General features: G+C 66.3%; 23 protein-coding genes. 17 read left to right on the top strand and 6 right to left on the bottom strand.

Translation table 11 applies throughout. The features are described 5' to 3' along the window. Nucleotides 1–8: 8 nt before the first annotated feature. The 6 genes from sdhD (at nucleotide 9) to DYS74_RS11450 (ending at nucleotide 4,655) form a co-directional block, all read left to right on the top strand. Entirely contained in the window at nucleotides 9–407 is a 399-nt protein-coding gene (gene sdhD, locus DYS74_RS11475) for a succinate dehydrogenase, hydrophobic membrane anchor protein (RefSeq protein WP_121533837.1), read from the top strand. A gap of 16 nt (nucleotides 408–423) precedes the next feature. Beyond that, nucleotides 424–2,232, top strand: a complete 1,809-nt coding sequence (gene sdhA / locus DYS74_RS11470) for a succinate dehydrogenase flavoprotein subunit (protein ID WP_121533836.1) — start codon at nucleotides 424–426, stop codon at nucleotides 2,230–2,232. Further along, on the top strand, nucleotides 2,232–2,537 hold the full coding sequence (locus DYS74_RS11465) for a hypothetical protein (RefSeq protein WP_121533835.1): 306 nt from the start codon (nucleotides 2,232–2,234) through the stop codon (nucleotides 2,535–2,537). The genes sdhA and DYS74_RS11465 overlap by 1 nt, the downstream gene beginning before the upstream one ends. A 3-nt stretch (nucleotides 2,538–2,540) precedes the next feature. Next, nucleotides 2,541–3,323: a succinate dehydrogenase iron-sulfur subunit gene (locus tag DYS74_RS11460; RefSeq protein ID WP_121533834.1), complete on the top strand. Its 783-nt coding sequence runs from the start codon at nucleotides 2,541–2,543 to the stop codon at nucleotides 3,321–3,323. 181 nt (nucleotides 3,324–3,504) lie between these two features. Beyond that, the gene (locus tag DYS74_RS11455) at nucleotides 3,505–3,684 is read left to right on the top strand and encodes a hypothetical protein (protein ID WP_121533833.1); all 180 of its coding nucleotides are present in this window, start codon (nucleotides 3,505–3,507) and stop codon (nucleotides 3,682–3,684) included. A 98-nt stretch (nucleotides 3,685–3,782) separates the two neighbouring features. Beyond that, nucleotides 3,783–4,655, top strand: a complete 873-nt coding sequence (locus DYS74_RS11450) for an urea carboxylase-associated family protein (protein ID WP_121533832.1) — start codon at nucleotides 3,783–3,785, stop codon at nucleotides 4,653–4,655. An 81-nt stretch (nucleotides 4,656–4,736) separates the two neighbouring features. On the opposite strand, the gene DYS74_RS11445 is transcribed toward DYS74_RS11450, so the two are convergent. Then, nucleotides 4,737–5,108, bottom strand: coding sequence for an ArsR/SmtB family transcription factor (locus tag DYS74_RS11445; RefSeq protein WP_121533831.1), 372 nt, complete (start codon nucleotides 5,106–5,108; stop codon nucleotides 4,737–4,739). A gap of 214 nt (nucleotides 5,109–5,322) precedes the next feature. Here DYS74_RS11445 and DYS74_RS11440 point away from each other — a divergent pair, with 214 nt between their 5' ends. From DYS74_RS11440 to DYS74_RS11420, 5 genes are all read left to right on the top strand, one after another. After that, nucleotides 5,323–5,667, top strand: a complete 345-nt coding sequence (locus tag DYS74_RS11440) for an AtpZ/AtpI family protein (protein WP_121533830.1) — start codon at nucleotides 5,323–5,325, stop codon at nucleotides 5,665–5,667. A gap of 2 nt (nucleotides 5,668–5,669) precedes the next feature. Beyond that, nucleotides 5,670–6,440 (top strand): F0F1 ATP synthase subunit A, encoded by a 771-nt coding sequence (locus DYS74_RS11435; RefSeq protein ID WP_245965270.1) that lies wholly within the window; start codon nucleotides 5,670–5,672, stop codon nucleotides 6,438–6,440. A gap of 55 nt (nucleotides 6,441–6,495) precedes the next feature. Further along, nucleotides 6,496–6,732 carry a F0F1 ATP synthase subunit C gene (locus DYS74_RS11430; protein ID WP_113899546.1) on the top strand — a complete coding sequence of 79 codons (237 nt, stop codon included), beginning with the start codon at nucleotides 6,496–6,498 and terminating at the stop codon, nucleotides 6,730–6,732. A 76-nt stretch (nucleotides 6,733–6,808) separates the two neighbouring features. Then, complete coding sequence (locus tag DYS74_RS11425) at nucleotides 6,809–7,360, top strand: F0F1 ATP synthase subunit B' (protein ID WP_394342957.1); 552 nt, start codon at nucleotides 6,809–6,811, stop codon at nucleotides 7,358–7,360. 4 nt (nucleotides 7,361–7,364) lie between these two features. Then, entirely contained in the window at nucleotides 7,365–7,922 is a 558-nt protein-coding gene (locus DYS74_RS11420; RefSeq protein ID WP_121533828.1) for a F0F1 ATP synthase subunit B, read from the top strand. Between the two features lie 72 nt (nucleotides 7,923–7,994). Here DYS74_RS11420 and DYS74_RS11415 read toward each other — a convergent pair whose 3' ends face one another. The 4 genes from DYS74_RS11415 to DYS74_RS11400 all read right to left on the bottom strand — a co-directional run bounded on the left by DYS74_RS11415 (nucleotide 7,995) and on the right by DYS74_RS11400 (nucleotide 11,612). After that, a complete protein-coding gene (locus DYS74_RS11415; RefSeq protein WP_121533827.1) occupies nucleotides 7,995–8,768 on the bottom strand; it encodes a FadR/GntR family transcriptional regulator in 774 nt (257 codons plus the stop codon). Between the two features lie 109 nt (nucleotides 8,769–8,877). Continuing rightward, complete coding sequence (locus tag DYS74_RS11410; RefSeq protein WP_121533826.1) at nucleotides 8,878–9,546, bottom strand: OmpA family protein; 669 nt, start codon at nucleotides 9,544–9,546, stop codon at nucleotides 8,878–8,880. A 106-nt stretch (nucleotides 9,547–9,652) separates the two neighbouring features. After that, nucleotides 9,653–10,564 (bottom strand): methylated-DNA--[protein]-cysteine S-methyltransferase, encoded by a 912-nt coding sequence (locus DYS74_RS11405; protein ID WP_183077515.1) that lies wholly within the window; start codon nucleotides 10,562–10,564, stop codon nucleotides 9,653–9,655. A 115-nt stretch (nucleotides 10,565–10,679) separates the two neighbouring features. After that, a complete protein-coding gene (locus DYS74_RS11400; RefSeq protein ID WP_121533824.1) occupies nucleotides 10,680–11,612 on the bottom strand; it encodes a Hint domain-containing protein in 933 nt (310 codons plus the stop codon). Nucleotides 11,613–11,761: 149 nt separating this feature from the next. Between DYS74_RS11400 and nth the strand changes: the two genes are divergently transcribed. The 3 genes from nth to DYS74_RS11385 are packed head-to-tail and all read left to right on the top strand — an operon-like array spanning nucleotide 11,762 to nucleotide 14,063. Then, nucleotides 11,762–12,406: an endonuclease III gene (gene nth, locus DYS74_RS11395; protein WP_121533823.1), complete on the top strand. Its 645-nt coding sequence runs from the start codon at nucleotides 11,762–11,764 to the stop codon at nucleotides 12,404–12,406. Further along, on the top strand, nucleotides 12,403–13,389 hold the full coding sequence (locus DYS74_RS11390; protein WP_121533822.1) for an adenosine kinase: 987 nt from the start codon (nucleotides 12,403–12,405) through the stop codon (nucleotides 13,387–13,389). The genes nth and DYS74_RS11390 overlap by 4 nt, the downstream gene beginning before the upstream one ends. Before the next feature lie 14 nt (nucleotides 13,390–13,403). Beyond that, nucleotides 13,404–14,063 (top strand): class I SAM-dependent methyltransferase, encoded by a 660-nt coding sequence (locus DYS74_RS11385; protein ID WP_121533821.1) that lies wholly within the window; start codon nucleotides 13,404–13,406, stop codon nucleotides 14,061–14,063. Nucleotides 14,064–14,075: 12 nt separating this feature from the next. Here DYS74_RS11385 and DYS74_RS11380 read toward each other — a convergent pair whose 3' ends face one another. Further along, complete coding sequence (locus DYS74_RS11380; RefSeq protein ID WP_121533820.1) at nucleotides 14,076–14,894, bottom strand: sulfotransferase family protein; 819 nt, start codon at nucleotides 14,892–14,894, stop codon at nucleotides 14,076–14,078. Nucleotides 14,895–15,043: 149 nt separating this feature from the next. On the opposite strand from DYS74_RS11380, the gene DYS74_RS11375 reads away from it, so the two are divergent. From DYS74_RS11375 to DYS74_RS11365, 3 genes are all read left to right on the top strand, one after another. Continuing rightward, nucleotides 15,044–16,618, top strand: a complete 1,575-nt coding sequence (locus DYS74_RS11375; protein ID WP_121533819.1) for a DUF5928 domain-containing protein — start codon at nucleotides 15,044–15,046, stop codon at nucleotides 16,616–16,618. Between the two features lie 10 nt (nucleotides 16,619–16,628). Beyond that, nucleotides 16,629–17,009: an HIT domain-containing protein gene (locus DYS74_RS11370; RefSeq protein WP_121533818.1), complete on the top strand. Its 381-nt coding sequence runs from the start codon at nucleotides 16,629–16,631 to the stop codon at nucleotides 17,007–17,009. 94 nt (nucleotides 17,010–17,103) lie between these two features. Continuing rightward, nucleotides 17,104–17,298 carry a zinc-finger domain-containing protein gene (locus DYS74_RS11365; protein ID WP_121533817.1) on the top strand — a complete coding sequence of 65 codons (195 nt, stop codon included), beginning with the start codon at nucleotides 17,104–17,106 and terminating at the stop codon, nucleotides 17,296–17,298. Nucleotides 17,299–17,342 lie beyond the last annotated feature (44 nt).

Raw genomic sequence — 17,342 nt, 5'->3', positions numbered from 1 at the left:
AGGCATTCATGCGTTACCTGACCGATCGCAAACGCGCCGTGGGCAAGGGGGCCGCTCATACCGGCACCGAAGACCACTGGTACATGACGGTTTCCGCCGTCGCGCTGGCCTTCCTCGTGCCCGTCTTCCTGATCGTCTTCGGCCGTGCCCTCGGCCAGAGCCAGGAAGGCGTGATCGCGACCTTCTCGCGGCCCTTCCCGGCGATCGTGACCGCGCTGCTCGTGGTCGTGGGCATGCGCCACTTCGCCAAGGGCGCGCAGATGATGCTCGAGGATTACACCGCGGGCACGACGCGCAAGGTGCTGGTCATCGCCGCCCATTCGGTGGCCTATCTGGTGATCGCCGTGGCGCTTTATGCGCTGGCGAAGATGACCTTCCTCGGCATCGTGCTCGGCGCGATGAACTGAATACGGGACGACACAAATGGCAGCTTATCCTTACGAGACGCATCACTATGACGTCGTGGTGGTCGGTGCCGGCGGCGCGGGCCTGCGCGCGACGCTGGGCATGGCCGAACAGGGCCTGCGCACCGCCTGCGTGACCAAGGTCTTCCCGACCCGTTCGCACACCGTGGCGGCGCAGGGCGGCATCGCCGCCTCGCTTTCGAACATGGGCCCGGACAACTGGCAGTGGCACCTCTACGACACCGTGAAGGGCTCCGACTGGCTCGGCGATACCGACGCGCAGGAATACATGGTGCGCGCCGCCCCGGCCGCGGTCTATGAACTTGAACACTACGGCGTGCCGTTCTCGCGCACCGAAGAGGGCAAGATCTATCAGCGCCCGTTCGGCGGCCACACCACCGAATTCGGTGAAGGCCCGCCGGTGCAGCGCACCTGCGCCGCGGCCGACCGTACCGGCCACGCGATCCTGCACACGCTCTACGGCCAGTCGCTGAAGAACAACGCGGAATTCTACATCGAGTATTTCGCGCTCGACCTGCTGATGAGCGAAGACGGCAAGACCTGCGAAGGCGTGCTGTGCTGGAAGCTCGACGACGGCACCTTCCACGTCTTCGCGGCCAAGATGGTCGTGCTGGCGACGGGCGGCTATGGCCGTGCCTATTTCTCGGCGACCTCGGCCCACACCTGCACCGGCGACGGTGGCGGCATGGTGGCGCGCGCGGGCCTCGCGCTGCAGGACATGGAATTCGTGCAGTTCCACCCGACCGGCATCTATGGCTCGGGCTGCCTGATCACCGAAGGCGCGCGCGGCGAGGGCGGGTATCTGACCAACTCCGAAGGCGAGCGCTTCATGGAGCGCTATGCGCCCCATTACAAGGATCTGGCCTCGCGTGACGTCGTCTCGCGCTGCATGACGATCGAGATCCGCGAAGGCCGCGGCGTGGGCGAGCACAAGGATCACATCTTCCTGAACCTCTCGCACCTGCCGCCGGAAGCGCTGGCCGAACGTCTGCCGGGGATCTCGGAATCGGCGAAGATCTTCGCCGGCGTCGATGTGACCAAGGAGCCGATCCCGGTGCTGCCGACCGTGCACTACAACATGGGCGGCATCCCGACGAACTACTGGGGCGAGGTCATCAACCCGACCGCCGAAGACCAGGACGCCGTCGTTCCGGGCCTGATGGCCGTGGGCGAGGCGGGCTGTGCCTCGGTGCACGGGGCGAACCGTCTCGGTTCGAACTCGCTCATCGACCTCGTGGTCTTCGGCCGCGCCGCCGCGATCCGCGCCGGCCAGGTCATCGACCGGGCGAAGGCGATCCCGACGCCGGCGAAATCGGCGATCGACAAGGCCTTCGACCGCTTCGACGGGCTGCGCAATGCCAAGGGCTCGGTGCCCACGGCCGCGCTGCGTCTCGAGATGCAGAAGACCATGCAGTCGGACGCCGCGGTGTTCCGCACCGACAAGTCGCTGGCCGAGGGCGTGGTCAAGATGACCGCCGTCGCCGGGAAGATGAACGACCTGCACGTCACCGACCGGTCGCTGATCTGGAACTCGGACCTGATGGAAACGCTCGAGCTGACGAACCTGATGCCGAACGCTCTGGCGACGATCGTTGGCGCCGAGGCGCGCAAGGAAAGCCGCGGCGCGCATGCGCACGAGGATTATCCGGACCGCGACGACGTGAACTGGCGCAAGCACTCGATCATGCGCGTGCACGGCTCGACGGTGGACCTGAGCTTCCGCGCGGTCCACGTCGATCCGCTGACGCCGCAGGACGAGGGCGGGATCGACCTCAAGAAGATCGCGCCGAAGGCGCGCGTCTACTGATGGGGCGTGTCGCGGCATATGGGGCGCTTGCGGTGGCGGGGCTGTGCCTTGCCGCCTGCGCCCCGGTGCCGGTGGACATTGCCGAGCGCCAGTGCCTCGCGCAGGTGCAGTCCGAGAGGCCGATCTCCGGCGAGATCGGGATGGGGGCCACCTCGGGGGGCTTCCGCACCCGGACCAAGGTCGATCTGAACATCGGCCTTGGCGGCAACTACGACCCCTCCGCACGCTTCGACCGCTGCGTCTATGAGAAATCCGGCCGCATGCCGACGCGGCCGCTTTACGCCCGAACCGACTGGAAGGGATAAGAAATGGTTCAGTTCACGCTTCCCAAGAACTCGAAAATCCGCGTCGGCAAGACCTGGCCGAAGCCGGAAGGCGCCAAGAATGTGCGCAAGTTCCAGATCTATCGCTGGGATCCGGACACCGGGGAAAACCCGCGTGTCGACAGCTACTTCCTGGACATGGACAAATGCGGTCCGATGGTCCTCGACGCGCTGATCAAGATCAAGAACGAGATCGACCCGACGCTGACCTTCCGCCGCTCCTGCCGCGAAGGCATCTGCGGCTCCTGCGCGATGAACATCGACGGGATCAACACGCTCGCCTGCATCTACGGTCTCGACGAGATCAAGGGTGACACCGTCAAGATCAACCCGCTGCCGCACATGCCGGTGGTGAAGGACCTGATCCCGGACCTGACGCATTTCTATGCGCAGCACGCCTCGATCATGCCCTTCCTGCAGACCAAGACGAACGAGCCCGAGAAGGAATGGCGCCAGTCGATCGAGGACCGCCGCAAGCTCGACGGTCTCTACGAATGCGTCATGTGCGCCAGCTGCTCGACCTCCTGCCCGAGCTACTGGTGGAACTCGGACCGCTACCTCGGCCCGGCGGCGCTGCTCCATGCCTATCGCTGGATCATCGACAGCCGCGACGAGGCGACCGCCGAACGTCTCGATGCGCTCGAGGACCCGTTCAAGCTCTACCGCTGCCACACCATCATGAACTGCACCAAGACCTGCCCGAAGGGTCTGAACCCGGCGAAGGCGATCGCCGAGATCAAGAAGATGATGGTCAACCGCCAGGTCTGAGCCTGACACCACAAGATCTGGGCCCCGGAGCGATCCGGGGCCCTTGCCTTTGAGGGTGCGACAAATTTGCTGCGCTGCAGCATTTGCATGGCACCCTTGCGCCCGCGCCCCTTCCCAGACGCGCCCCGATCCCCTACATGGACCGGCAGGGAGGAACTCAATCCGACCACAGGAGAGTTCCATGTCGAAAGTCGTCAAATTCGTGAAGGCGTCCGAACGCGAACAGGCCGAAGAGGCGCTGCGGGTTCTGGAACAGGCCTATGCCTATTACATCCCCGAAGACGAGGTCTCGGCCACTGCGGCGATCGCCGCTGTCGAAACCCCGATCGAGCAGATGTTCGGGTATTACTCGGCTGCCTGAGCGCACCGACCGATATCGAAACGAAGCCCCGGGCGTTGCGCCGGGGCTTTTGTTTTGCCGCGGCCGTGGCAGGATGGCGCACCAGCCAAGGAGCCGTGATGAAACTCTCCCGTCCCGAACATGCCGCCCCCGCCGATGCCGCCGCGCGACGGGCGATCCCCCCGGTGATCTGCTACCCTGTCGAAACCCTGCCGCGCCCGGACGTGGCGGGCTATCGCGCCGTGCGCCCCGGCTGGGATCTGCTCGAGGAGGTGATCGTTCCGCCGCGCGAGGCGCGCTTCTTCGAGGTTCAGGCCGGGCATTTCTTCCGCATCGTCTCGATCGAGGGGCCGCAGGTCGGTGATCTGAACCTGTGGAACCTCGAGGATCTGACCGAACGCTTCTATTCCGGCAAGACCCGGGCCCTGCACGGCACCCACCTGTCGACCGGCGATCAGCTCTGGTCCTCGCTGCCCTATCTGCGGCCGATGGCGACGATCACCGAGGATACGCTCGACTGGTACGGGTTCGACGAACATGGCGGCTCGGTGCATGACGTGATCGGCACCCGCTGCGACCCCTACACGCATTACCTGCTGTCGGGAGGCGAGAATTACCACCATTGCTGCCACTCGAACCTGACCCGGGCGCTCGCCGAGGAGACGCGGCTGATGAAGCATGCCTGCGAATTCCATGTGCATGATGTGCTGAATGTCTTCATGTGCACCGGCTTCACCCGCGACACCGGGCAGTATTTCATGAAGGCGAGCCCGGTGCGCCCGGGCGATTTTCTCGAATTCTTCGCCGAGATCGACCTCGGCGGCGCGCTGTCGGCTTGCCCGGGCGGCGACTGTTCGTCCGAGCACAGCTCGGACACGGCGGCCTGTCACCCGCTGAAGATCGAGATCTACCGGCCGCAGCAGGCACCCGCAGGCTGGGAGCCGCCCGCGCCGAACGGCTATGACCGCAGCCATGGCACAGCGCTCGACTGAGCGCGGGGCAGGGGGGCTGTCTGCCCCCCTCCCGGGCTGCGGCCGGTTCACCCGCTCCGAATATCCCGGGGGTGAGGCCCGTCAGGGCCGAGGGGGCAGCGCCTCCTCCGCGCCCTCCACGTCGCGCAATTCCGTCTCGAGGAAGCGCTCGAAGGCGTCGAGGTCGATCGGCTCGAGCTGACCGAAGCTCTGGATCCAGGTGATCGCGCCGGCCATCGCCGCCGGTTCGAGCTTGCACCATTTTACCCGCCCGCGCTTTTCCTGGGAGATCAGACCGGCCTCGGCGAGGATCGCGAGGTGTTTCGAGATCGCGGCGAGCGACATCTCGAAGGGCTCGGCGACATCGGTGACCGCCATGTCATCCTCGAGCAGCATGGTCAGGATCGCGCGGCGCGTGGGGTCGGCCAGCGCGGCGAAGACGGCGTCGAGGGGGGCGGTGGCCGGGGTGCTCATGGGCCAGTGATGCGGCGAGGGGGCAAAAACGTCAACCGGAAGGTTGAATATGCGATTTCCGCACTGCGGCGGGCTGGGCCGGCATCAGGGTGGAAATTGATTCTGGAAATGCTTTCGGAACAATGGGTTGCGGAGCATCCTGACAGGCGCTAACGGCGTTGACTCACAGGGCGGTGAAGTCTATCAAGGCCCGGAGTTGTTGCGGGGGAAGCCTATGACCGACCGTCCCTCGGACGAGCACGATCCCGAGCGCCTGGTGGCGCTGGAACGTCGCCTGGCCGAGTTGCGCAAGGAAAAGGCGCCGAAACCCGCGGCGGATGACAAGTTCCGTCAGGCCGACATGGCGTGGCGCATGGTCATCGAGATGGTTGCGGGGCTGGGGATCGGCTTCGGCATCGGATTTGGGCTCGACGCGCTCGCGGGAACGAAGCCCTGGCTGATGCTGGTGTTCACGCTCCTTGGTCTTGTGGCGGGGATCCGGGTCGTGATCCGTTCCGCCGAAGAGATGAACAAGAAGGCACATGCGGTGGCCCCGGCCGCCGATGCAGAGGGAAAATAGACGTGGCGGAAGAAGCGAGCGAAGGTCTGGCGTTCCATCCGATGGAACCTTTCAAGATCCATTCCCTGTTCGGGGAGGGGCCGATCCACTGGTACACGCCGACCAACGTCACCCTGTGGATGGCGATCGGCCTGATCTGCATGGCGCTGCTGCTCGTCGTCGGCACCCGTGGCCGTGCGATCATCCCGTCGCGGATGCAGTCGCTCGCCGAGCTCGTCTATGGCTTCATCCACAAGATGGTCGAGGATGTGACCGGCAAGGACGGGCTGAAGTTCTTCCCCTACATCTTCACGCTGTTCCTGTTCATCGTCTTCTCGAACTTCCTCGGCCTGATCCCGCTTTCCTTCACCCCGACCGCCCATATCGCCGTCACCGGCGTGCTGGCGATCCTGGTCTTCGTCACCGTGACCGTCGTCGGTTTCGTCAAGAACGGCACCCACTTCCTCGGCCTGTTCTGGGTCAGCTCGGCGCCGCTCGCGCTGCGCCCGATCCTCGCGGTGATCGAGGTGATCTCCTACTTCGTGCGTCCGGTCAGCCACTCGATCCGACTTGCGGGCAACATGATGGCCGGCCACGCCGTGATCGAGGTCTTCGCGGGCTTCGCGCCGGTGATCCTGATGTCGGCCGCCGTCGGCGTGCTGGTCACCCCGCTGTCGGTTCTCGCGGTCACCGCGATGTACGGGCTCGAAGTGATCGTGGCCCTCGTGCAGGCCTACGTCTTCACCATCCTCACCTGCGTCTACCTGAAGGACGCGCTGCACCCGGGCCACTGAGGCCCGGACCGCAGAGAGACCCTTTTAAACCTTTCAATCCCTAAGGAGCATCCCAATGGAAGGCAGCATCTCGGAATTCGGTCAATACCTCGGCGCGGGCCTGGCCTGCATCGGCCTGGCGGGCGCCGCCATGGGTGTTGGCAACGTCGCCGGTAACTTCCTGAACGGCGCGCTGCGCAACCCGTCGGCCGCCGCCGGCCAGACCGCCACGCTGTTCATCGGCATGGCCTTCGCCGAAGCTCTGGGCATCTTCGCGTTCCTCGTCGCCCTGCTGCTGCTGTTCGCGGTCTGATCCCTGATCCAATCCTTTCGGTCGGATGGGTCCGCACGCGGGCCCATCCGGTTATCTGAGGGTCCAGGGGGACGACATGGAAACTGAACAGCAAGTGGCCGAGATGGCGACCGATGCGGCGCATGGTGCCGCGGCCGCCGTGCCGATGCCGCAGCTTGATCTTTCGACCTTCCCGAACCAGATCTTCTGGCTCTGCGTCGCGCTGGTCGTGATCTACTGGATGCTTTCGCGCATCGCCCTGCCGCGGATCTCCGCGGTGCTGGCCGATCGCCAGAGCACCATCGCCGGCGACATTGCCGCCGCCGAGGACTACAAGCTGAAGGCGAAGGACGCCGAGGCCGCCTATGAAAAGGCGCTCGCGGATGCCCGGGCCCAGGCTCAGAAGATCATCGCGGAGACCAAGGCCGAGATCCAGAAGGACCTCGACGCGGCGACCGCCAAGGCCGATACCGAGATCGCCAAGCGCGCCACGGAATCGGAAGCCCGGATCAACGAGATCCGCGCCGGGGCGCTCGAGGCGGTGGAAGCCGTCGCGCGCGATGCCGCGGCCGAGATCGTCGTCGCTCTTGGCGGGCAGGCTGACACCGGGGCTCTGGCCACGGCCGTTGGCGCACGCGTGAAAGGCTGAGATCATGAAGAAACTTACGCTTCTCTTCATCCTCGCGGCCTCGCCGGCGCTCGCTTCCGAGGAAGGGCCGTTCTTCTCGCTGCGCAACCCGAACTTCGTGGTGCTGATCGCCTTCCTTCTGTTCGTGGCGATCATCGTCAAGTTCAAGGTTCCGGCGCTGCTCGGCTCCCTGCTCGACAAGCGCGCGGACACGATCAAGTCGGAACTCGACGAAGCCCGTGCGCTGCGTGAAGAAGCGCAGTCGATCCTTGCCTCCTACGAGCGCAAGGCGCGTGAAGTCCAGGCGCAGGCCGAGGGCATCGTGGTGGCCGCGAAGCGCGACGCGCAGGCGGCGGCCGACGTGGCCAAGGCCGAGCTGCAGGCTTCGATCGCGCGGCGTCTGAAGGCGGCGGAGGAGCAGATCGCTTCGGCCGAGGCTTCGGCGCTGAAGGACGTCAAGGACCGTGCCGTTCAGGTGGCGATCGCCGCCGCGGCCGAAGTGCTTGCCGGCCAGATGACGCCTGACCGCAAGGCCGGGCTGATCGACACTGCGATCTCCGAGGTGCAGGCGCGTCTCAACTGAGACCTGCCTTGGGAAAATTGAAAACCCGGCCGCAAGGCCGGGTTTTTTCATGTCTGAAGCCGGGGCAGGGGCTCAGCCCGCCTTCTCGGCCTCGTGGCGCAGCCGCATCTGGGCCAGAGTCTCGTGGCGCTCGGCCTTGCGTTGCTCTGTCAGCGCCTTCTCGACGAATTCCATGTGATCGGCCACGGCGGCGCGGGCCGCCGCCCCGTCACGTGCCTGGATGGCCGCATTGATCGCGCGGTGCTGTTCGAGCAGCGCGTCGCGGGTCGGGCGATTGCGGAACATGACCTGGCGGTTGTAGAACACGCCCTCCTGCAGCAGATCGAACATCGCGCGCATCATGTGCAAGGTGATGACATTGTGCCCCGCCTCGATGATCGCCATGTGGAACTGCGCATCAAGCGCCGCCTCGTCGGCCGGGTTGCGCTTGGCATGCGCCGCTTCCATGCGCTGGAAGAGCGTGTCGATCACCCGCAGGTCGGTGTCCGAGGCGAGCCGTGCGGCGCGTTCGGCCGCGAGCCCCTCGAGGTCGCGCCGGAACGAGAGGTAGTCGAAGACGGCCTGCTCGTCGCGCGCAAAGAGCCGGATCAGCGCCGGCGAGAAGGCCGAGCCGAGCACGTCGGCGACGAAGATGCCGGAGCCCGCGCGGGTGGTCAGAAGGCCCTCCTCCTGCAGCTCGGCCACCGCCTCGCGCAGCGAGGGGCGCGAGACCGCAAGGCGCTCCGACAGCTCGCGCTCGGACGGCAGGCGTTCGCCCGGGCGCAGGATTCCCTGCAGGATCAGGCCTTCGATCTGGCGCACGACGGCCGAGGCGAGCTTTTCGGATTCGATCTTCTGGAACGGCATTTCTTCCCCCCGTTGGTCAAGATGTATGACCACATCCGGAGCCCGGCAATGGGAATCACAGCAAAAAGGCCGGGGAGGGCCCCGGCCTTTGGTCGCGCGGTCTTGCCGCTCAGTTGTTCGGGCGGATGATGAACTCGACCCGGCGGTTCTGTGCGCGGCCCTCGACGCTGAGGTTCGAGGCGATCGGCTGATCCTCGCCGCGGCCATAGGCGACGAGGCGCGAGCGCGGCACGCCGGCGCCGATCAGGATCTGCGCGACGGAATCGGCGCGCTGCTGCGACAGGCGCTGGTTGTAGCTTGCGTCGCCGGTGTTGTCGGTGTGGCCCACCACCTCGACCGTGGTGTTCGGATAGCGGTTCAGGCTGCCCGCGAGGGTGTAGAGATCGCGCTGCAGATCGGCGCGCACGACCGAGCTGTCGGTGGCGAACAGCACATCCTGCGGCATGGTGACGATCAGCTGCGAGCCGGTATTGACCACCGAGACGCCGTTGGTGTCGAGGTCGCGGCGCAGCTCCTGCGCCTGCTTGTCAAGCTGGTTGCCGATCGCGCCGCCGATCAGCCCGCCGATCATGGCGCCGGTCGCGGCCTTGGCCAGCTTGTCGTCGCCGCGGCGGGTCGCGCCGAAAACGCCGCCGATGAGCGCGCCGGTGATCGCGCCGGAGTTGCGGTTGGCGTTCGGGTCGGTCGAGGCGTTGTAGTTCGGGCCGTAGGTGTCGGTGCAGGCGGTCAGGCCGATCAGGCCGGTGGCCGCAACGAGGAAGGGGATGTTCTTCTTCATGTCCGTGCTCTCGCGTGGGAATGCGCCCTTGAGGCGTCTTCCCCGTTCTACGCGATCCCCCGGGTTTTGTTCCATCCGATCTGCGCGGGTGGCGGTTCTTCGCCCATCACTTCTGGGCGAGGCACAGTTGCGCCGGGGGGATGCCGGCCTCGCGCCGCGCCGCCTCGCGCGCCAGCATCGCACGCTTGACCGGCAGGCCCCAGTGATACCCGCCAAGCCCGCCCGACTTGCGCAGCGCGCGGTGGCAGGGAATCAGATAGCTGATCGGGTTGCGCCCGATCGCGGTGCCGACGGCGCGCACCGCCGCGGGAGAGCCGATCTGTGCGGCGATCGCGGAATAGGTCGTCACCTCGCCCGAGGGGATGGCCAGAAGGGCCTCCCACACCTTGATCTGGAAGGGCGCGCCGATCAGCGTGAGCGACGCTTCGCCCGCGCCACCAAGCGCCGCCTCGACCCAGGGGCGGATGGCTTCGGCCTCCTCGCGCAGCGTGGCGCCGGGCCAGCGCGCCGCCATGTCGGCGAAGGCCGCATCAAAGCCGGTCTCGGCGGTGAAGGCAAGGCCGCACAGCCCCCGCTCGGTGGCAAAGGCCAGCGCCTCGCCGAAGGGGGAGGGGAAGCGGCCCCAGCGGATCGTCAGCCCGGCGGCGCCGGCGGCGAATTCGCCGGGCGTCATCGCCTCCCAGCGAAGCAGCAGGTCATGCAGTCGCGACGGGCCGGAAAGCCCTGCGCCCGCGGCGACCTCGTCAAGCGGCAGGCGTTCGGCCAGCAGCTCCCGCGCGAGATCGAGCGACAGATATTGCTGATAGCGCTTCGGCGAGACCCCGACCCAGGCCGAGAAGACGCGCTGGAAATGCGCCGGCGAAAAGCCGAGCCGGGCAGCCAGATCGGTCAACGGCAGTTCGCGCCGCTGGCCGCCCGCCGCCGCCTCGGCCCGGGCGGCGTCGATCTCGTGCAGGGCGCGCGAGATGACGCGATAGTGATAATCCTGCCGCTGCGCCTCGGCATCGGCGTCGGTCAGGGAGGGGGAGAGGACGGTGTCGGGCATCGGCGGGCTCGCTCAGCGACGGGGCGGAATGCCCGATCCTAGCCCGGCAGCCGGTCCGGACGCGACCCGAAAGCTGCGCATTCGCGCCTCAGGCGGCGATCACCCGCCGCCGGGCGTTGCGGGCGCGGCAGAACATCTCCACCTCCCAGCGTTCGAGCCAGGACCGCGCCGGGTGCACATGGGCCGCGTCCAGATGGGGGCGCAGGTTTGCCCGCAGCTCGGCCGGCAGCAGCGCGGCATAGGCGGCGTCGAACTGCACGGATCCGACCCAGATTCCGTTCGCCAGAACGATTTCGGGCGCCTCGAACAGCAGGGTGTAGAGCGACTGCCGCCCTTCGGCATGCGGCGCGGTGCAGATCTCGGCCAGGCGGCCGAACATCTCGCCCTCGGTGAACCAGAATTTCAGCTCGGCCCCCGCGAGCAGGATGCCAAGCCCCGGCGAGGCGATGGTCTCGTGCTCGGGGTGGGTCGGGCCGAAGGCCGCGGCGGCGATCCGCAGCGGGCGCGAGGATGTGGGGGCGCGCAGCGGCATGACGTGATGGCCGAGCCAGAGAAGCGGTTTCAGCCCGTTGTCGCGCGTCAGGATCATGTCCCCCGGGCGCAGCCAGTCGATTGGCTGCGGCCCGTCGGCGGTCGCGATCATCGTGCCGGGGCCGAGGGCGGGCAGGCGGGCGATCTCTGCCGGCCCGGCGGCGCGGCCGGCGGTGCTCGGTTGCGGCAGCACGGCATAGTCCGCCCCGGGGACGAGCGGTTCCGAGGTCACGAACAGGCTGGGCAGCCCGTCGATGTCGATCCGTTCGAGCCGCAGCACGCGCCCGTCGAGCGAGCACAGCAGCTGCGGCAGGTCGGCCGAGGCGGTGCCGCGGGTGACGGTGCAACCGAGGGCGTCGCGCAGCTCGGCCCCATCCTCGCCCTGCACCAGATGCCACAGCATCGTGCCGGGGTCGAAATCGGGAGACAGCGACCAGACCCCGCGTTGCGGGTCGAGGCTGAGCGCCGATACCGGGTAGCCAACCTGCATCCTCTTCTCCTGCCGCGTTGCGCTCTGATTCTCTGCCGATCTTCGCGCAACAGAGGAAATACCGGGTTAACGGCCCCCCTTTGGCGCGAAAATTCGGGGCCGGCACACAGTCCCCTTGCCGGCGCGGGGCGGGGCGGGCAGAAGGGGGCATGGCACGCCAGTTCGACTATCAGACCATGCAGCAGGTGTTCCGCCGGTTCCAGGCGGCCGAGCCCCACCCGAAGGGGGAGCTCGAGCACACCAACGCCTTCACCCTGCTTGTTGCCGTGGCGCTCTCGGCGCAGGCGACGGATGTGGGCGTGAACAAGGCCACCCGCAGCCTGTTCCCGATCGCCGACACGCCTCAGAAGATGCTCGCCCTCGGCGAGGAGGGGCTGATCGAGCACGTCAAGACCATCGGCCTGTTCCGGCAGAAGGCGAAGAACGTGATGAAGCTCAGCGCGATCCTCGTCGAGCGTTTCGGCGGCGAGGTGCCGTCCTCGCGCGCCGCGCTGATGAGCCTGCCCGGGGTCGGGCGCAAGACCGCGAATGTGGTGCTGAACATGTGGTTCCACTATCCGGCGCAGGCGGTCGACACGCATATCTTCCGCATCGGCAACCGCACCGGCATCTGTCCGGGCAAGGATGTCGACGCCGTCGAGCGCGCGATCGAGGACAACGTGCCCGTCGAATTCCAGCAACACGCACATCACTGGCTGATCCTGCATGGCCGCTATATCTGCACCGCGCGCAAGCCGCGCTGCGCCGATTGCCTGATCCGCGACCTGTGCGCCTTCGAGGAGAAAACCGCGTGAAGAACTATCAGGTTGTCGGCATCGGCAACGCCATCGTCGACGTCATCGCGCAATGCGACGACAGCTTCCTCGAGCTGATGGGCATCGAGAAGGGCATCATGCAGCTGATCGAGCGCGAGCGCGCCGAGGTGCTCTATGCCGCGATGCGCGAGCGCACGCAGGCGCCGGGCGGCTCGGTCGGCAACACCATCGCCGGGCTTGGCAACCTCGGTCTGAACACCGCCTTCATCGGACGGGTGCGCGACGATGCGCTTGGCCGCTTCTACGAGGCGGCGCTGCAGGGTGAGGGCACGGGCTTTCCGAACCCGCCGGTCGCCGCGGCCGAGCTGCCGACCTCGCGCTCGATGATCTTCGTCACCCCGGATGGCGAGCGCTCGATGAACACCTATCTCGGCATCTCGGCCGAGGTCTCGACCGAGGACGTGCCGCTCGAGGTGGTGGAGAACACCGAGATCCTGTTCCTCGAGGGCTATCTCTTCGACAAGGACTACGGCAAGGCGGCGTTCCTGAAGGCGGCGCAAGGCTGCCACCGCGGCGGCGGCAAGGCGGGGATCGCGCTGTCAGACCCGTTCTGCGTCGACCGTCACCGCGCGAGCTTCCGCCGTCTGGTGGCCGAGGAGATGGATTACGTCATCGGCAACCAGCACGAGTGGGAATCGCTCTATCAGACCGATCTCGAGACGGCGCTGGCGCAGGCCTCGGCGGAGTGCGGGCTGGTGGTGTGCACCCGCTCGGGCGCCGATGTGGTGCTGATCCGCGGCGAGGAGCGGGTCGAGGTGCCGGTGCATCGCGTCGTGCCGGTCGATGCGACCGGGGCGGGCGACCAGTTCGCGGCGGGCTTCCTTTATGGCTATGCCACCGGGCAGAGCCTGAAGGTGGCGGGCGCCATGGGCTGCATCGCCGCGGCCGAGGTCATCAGCCATTACGGCGCGCGCCCCGAAAGCGACATCAAGGCGCTGTTCCGGGCGAAGGGCCTGATCTGAGCGGGGCAGGGAGCATGGCCGCCTCGCCCTATGACGACGCCTTCTATGCGCGCGAGCTGGCGCGCGGGCGCCACCGCGAGATCGTCGGCGGCCGCTGGGACGAGACCGGCGAGGCGCAGATGGTCGCGCTGCGGGCGGCGGGGCTCTTGCCCGGGCACACGCTTCTCGACATCGGGGCGGGCTCGCTGCGGCTTGGCTGCAAGGCGGTGCCCTATCTCGAGCCGGGCCATTACTGGGCGACGGATGCCTCGCGCGCGATCCTGCTGGCGGGGCATGCGGCGGAACTGGCTGATCCCGCCAGGCTCGATCCGTCGCAGCTGATCGAGGATGCGCGCTTCGACTTTCCGGGCGTGCCCGACACCATCACCCACGCCATCGCCTTCGCCGTCTTCCCGCATCTGCCGATGGCGATGTTGCGGCGCGCGATGACCGGGCTGCGGCGGTTTTCGCGGCTCGAACGGTTCCTGTTCACCGTCTTCCTTGCCCCCGATGCGGTGACCGCGGCGCGCCCCTACCGTCAGCCCGACGGCGTCGTCACCCACGATATCCGTCCGCCCTATCACCTGCTCGAGGCGGATGTGCACGGCTTTGCCGCGCAGACCGGCTGGATCGCCACGCGCGAGACGATGCGCCTGCCGCGGGGGCAGGTGCTGTTCACCGCCGTGCCGGCCTGAGCCGGGACAGGCTCAGTCGCCGAGCTTGGCGTGGACTTCCTCGAGATCGACCTCGCCCAGCGGATACTTGTTGTCGGGGTCGTCGAAATCGTAGCGGAAGAGCTGGAAGTCCTTCTTGTAGATCTCCCAGATCAGATGGCGCGACAGGTCGTCGAAATATTCGCTGACCTTGTGCGCGCGCTTCGGCCCGTGGCCTTCCGATTCGTTGAACTTCGGCACTTTCGCCAGATCAACCGGCACCGGCGTGGTGATGTGGTCGAGCACCGACTGCATGCCTTCGTTGAACTTCTCGGTGAAGAAGATGTTGTCGTAGCGCCCGCCGTTCACGATGAAGGTCGAGATATGCCCCGACATCGCCGACCAGTGGATGTCGGGCTCCATCGGCCGGCGCCAGCGGATAGTGTCGCGCGCGAACAGCAGGAAGCGGCGGAACGACTTGATCTGGTCGAATTCGAAATTGTCCTCGGGCGTGCCGACCTCGATGCCGTATTTCTGGATCAGCTGCGGCACCAGATTGCCGCGATAGCGCTTGCCGTTGCGCTGGATGCCGGCGATCTTGTCGAAGAATGAGCTGAGCAGCCGGGCATAGGGGTTGCGCACGCAGGTGAAGGCATAGCTCTTGTGCCCCTTCACGTTCCGCTCGATCAGCTTCTGGCTTTCCTCCTGCGACCACTTGTGCAGCCCGGAGGTCGAATCATGGATGTCGCCATCGAAGAAGCGGCCGTGGTCGGAGTAGAACATGATCTGCCCGATCGACGAGCAGGCACATTTCGGGACCACCCGGTAGACGACGCTTTCGCTTTCCGTCATCCACGTTCCTGGAAAACCCATTCGATCTGCCTCCTTGAACGGCCGGGCGTCATCTTGACGTCATCGCCGAAATATTTAGTCACTAAAGATCAAAGAACCTCTGTCTTTTCAATGTTCTTTGACGGTATCAAGGCAGATAGCGCGTAATCGGCGAAAGAACTGTTTCTGTTATGGCTAAAATCGCCTTCATTCTGCTGACCCACAAGGACCCGGACGGGATCATCGGGCAGGCGCAGCGGCTGACAGCGACCGGCGATTACGTTTCGATCCATTTCGACGCCCGCGCCAAGCCCGCCGATTTCGAGAAGATCCGCACGGCGCTGGCCGACAACCCGTCCGTCACCTTCGCGGCGAAGCGGCTGAAATGCGGCTGGGGCGAGTGGAGCCTTGTCGCCGCCACGCTCGAGGCGGTGAAGGCCGCGGTCGAGGCCTTTCCCGAGGCCACGCATTTCTACATGCTCTCGGGCGACTGCATGCAGATCAAGACCGCCGAATTCGCCCATGCCTTCCTCGATGCGACCGATGTCGACTATATCGAGAGCTTCGACTTCTTCGCCTCGGACTGGATCAAGACCGGGATCAAGGAAGAGCGGCTGATCTATCGCCACTTCTTCAACGAACGCACGCAAAGCTGGCTGTTCTACCGCAGCTTCGAGCTGCAGAAGGCGCTCGGCCTGACCCGCGCGGTGCCCGAGGACATCCAGATGATGATCGGCTCGCAATGGTGGTGCCTGCGCCGCCACACGGTCGAGGCGGTTCTCGCCTTCTGCACCGAGCGACCCGATGTGATGCGTTTCTTCCGCACCACCTGGATCCCCGACGAGACCTTCTTCCAGACCATCGTGCGCCATGTCGTGCCCGAGAAGGAGATCCGCACCCGGACGCTCACCTTCCTGATGTTCACCGACTACGGCATGCCGGTGACCTTCTACAACGATCACTATGATCTGCTGCTGGCGCAGGACTTCCTGTTTGCCCGCAAGATCAGCGCCGATGCGCTCGAGCTCAAGCAGCGGCTTGGCGAGTTGTGGACGAAGACCGGCGTCACCTTCCCGATCTCGAACGAGGGGCGGTCGCTCTACAAGTTCCTGACCGGCCGCGGCCGCATCGGGCGCCGCTTTGCCCCCCGCTTCTGGGAGACGGAATCGAGCCTCGGGCGCGAGCGCACGCTGATGATGGTGGTGTGCAAGAAATGGCACGTGGCGAAGCGGCTGCTCGAGCAGATCCGCCTGCGCACCGGCATTCCCGCGGTCGAATACCTGTTCCACGAGGAGGGCGGGCTGCCCGACCTCGGCGGTATCGAGCGCACGGTGGAAAAGCGCAACCGGCACCGGCGGGCGCTGGTGCGGATGCTGTTCGACTATTTCCGCACCGACAAGCTGATCATCTGCGTCGACCCGGCAGATTTCGACATGATGCAGGATTTCGTGTCCGACAAGGCGACGGTGCGCATCCTCGAGATCGAATGCGACTTCACCGACGAGTACCTGATCGGCCACGCCCGCCGCATCGGCCTGGCCGGCGACAGCACGCCACAGGACGTGATCGACCGGCTCTTGCCGACGATCCGCTTCGATCTGAAATTCGAGAGCGACCGGATGCGCGACGCGCGCTTCCCGATGTTCGTGCGGATGCGCGAAAGCGTGCCGAGCGAGGAGAACGCGCCGCCGCTCGCGCGCTTCCTGAACATCGAGCCCGAGGTTGCGCAGGACATCGCGGCGACCCATTATCTGTTCGTCGACTGAGGAGAGACCCGTGGCTTACGTCTACGATACGAACAACATCTTCGCCCGCATCCTGCGCGGCGAGATCCCGAACAACACCGTGCTGGAGACCGAGCACACGCTCGTCTTCCGCGACATCGCGCCGAAGGCGCCGGTGCATGTGCTGGCGATCCCGAAAGGGCCCTATGTCACCTATGACCATTTCTGCGCCGAGGCCTCGGACGCCGAGATCATCGACTTCACCCGCGCCTGCGCCAAGGTCTGCGACATGCTCGAGATCGCGGTGAAGGACGGCGGCAAGGGCTTCCGTGCGATCACCAATGCGGGCGAGAACGGCGTGCAGGAAGTGCCGCATTTCCACCTGCACATCCTTGGCGGCCGCTCGCTCGGCCGGATGCTCGACCTCGACTGAGGGGCAGGGCGGGCGCGGGGCCCCTTGCCCCGTTCCCGGCAATCGCTAATATGCCGCCAAAGGCGCGCCAGCGCCGCATTCCACGGAGCCGCAGATGACCGCAACCGCCCCCGACGCCCCCGAGACGCAAGTCGTGACCAGCTGGAAGGTCGCCTGTGACGGCGGCGAGGGTGCGCTTGGCCATCCGCGCGTCTGGCTGACGATCCCGCACGACAGCGGCTGGGTCGAATGCCCCTATTGCGACAAGAAATACGTGATCGACCGCGAGCATGCGCAATCGGGCCACTGAGCCTGACGCATCTTCGCGCGCATGCGGGCGGCCCTCGGGCCGCC

The organism is Paenirhodobacter hankyongi, from assembly GCF_003664585.1.
Classification (GTDB): domain Bacteria; phylum Pseudomonadota; class Alphaproteobacteria; order Rhodobacterales; family Rhodobacteraceae; genus Rhodobacter; species Rhodobacter hankyongi.
Note: the sequence above shows the minus strand (reverse complement) of the source record. Positions and strands in the feature narration are given on the sequence as shown.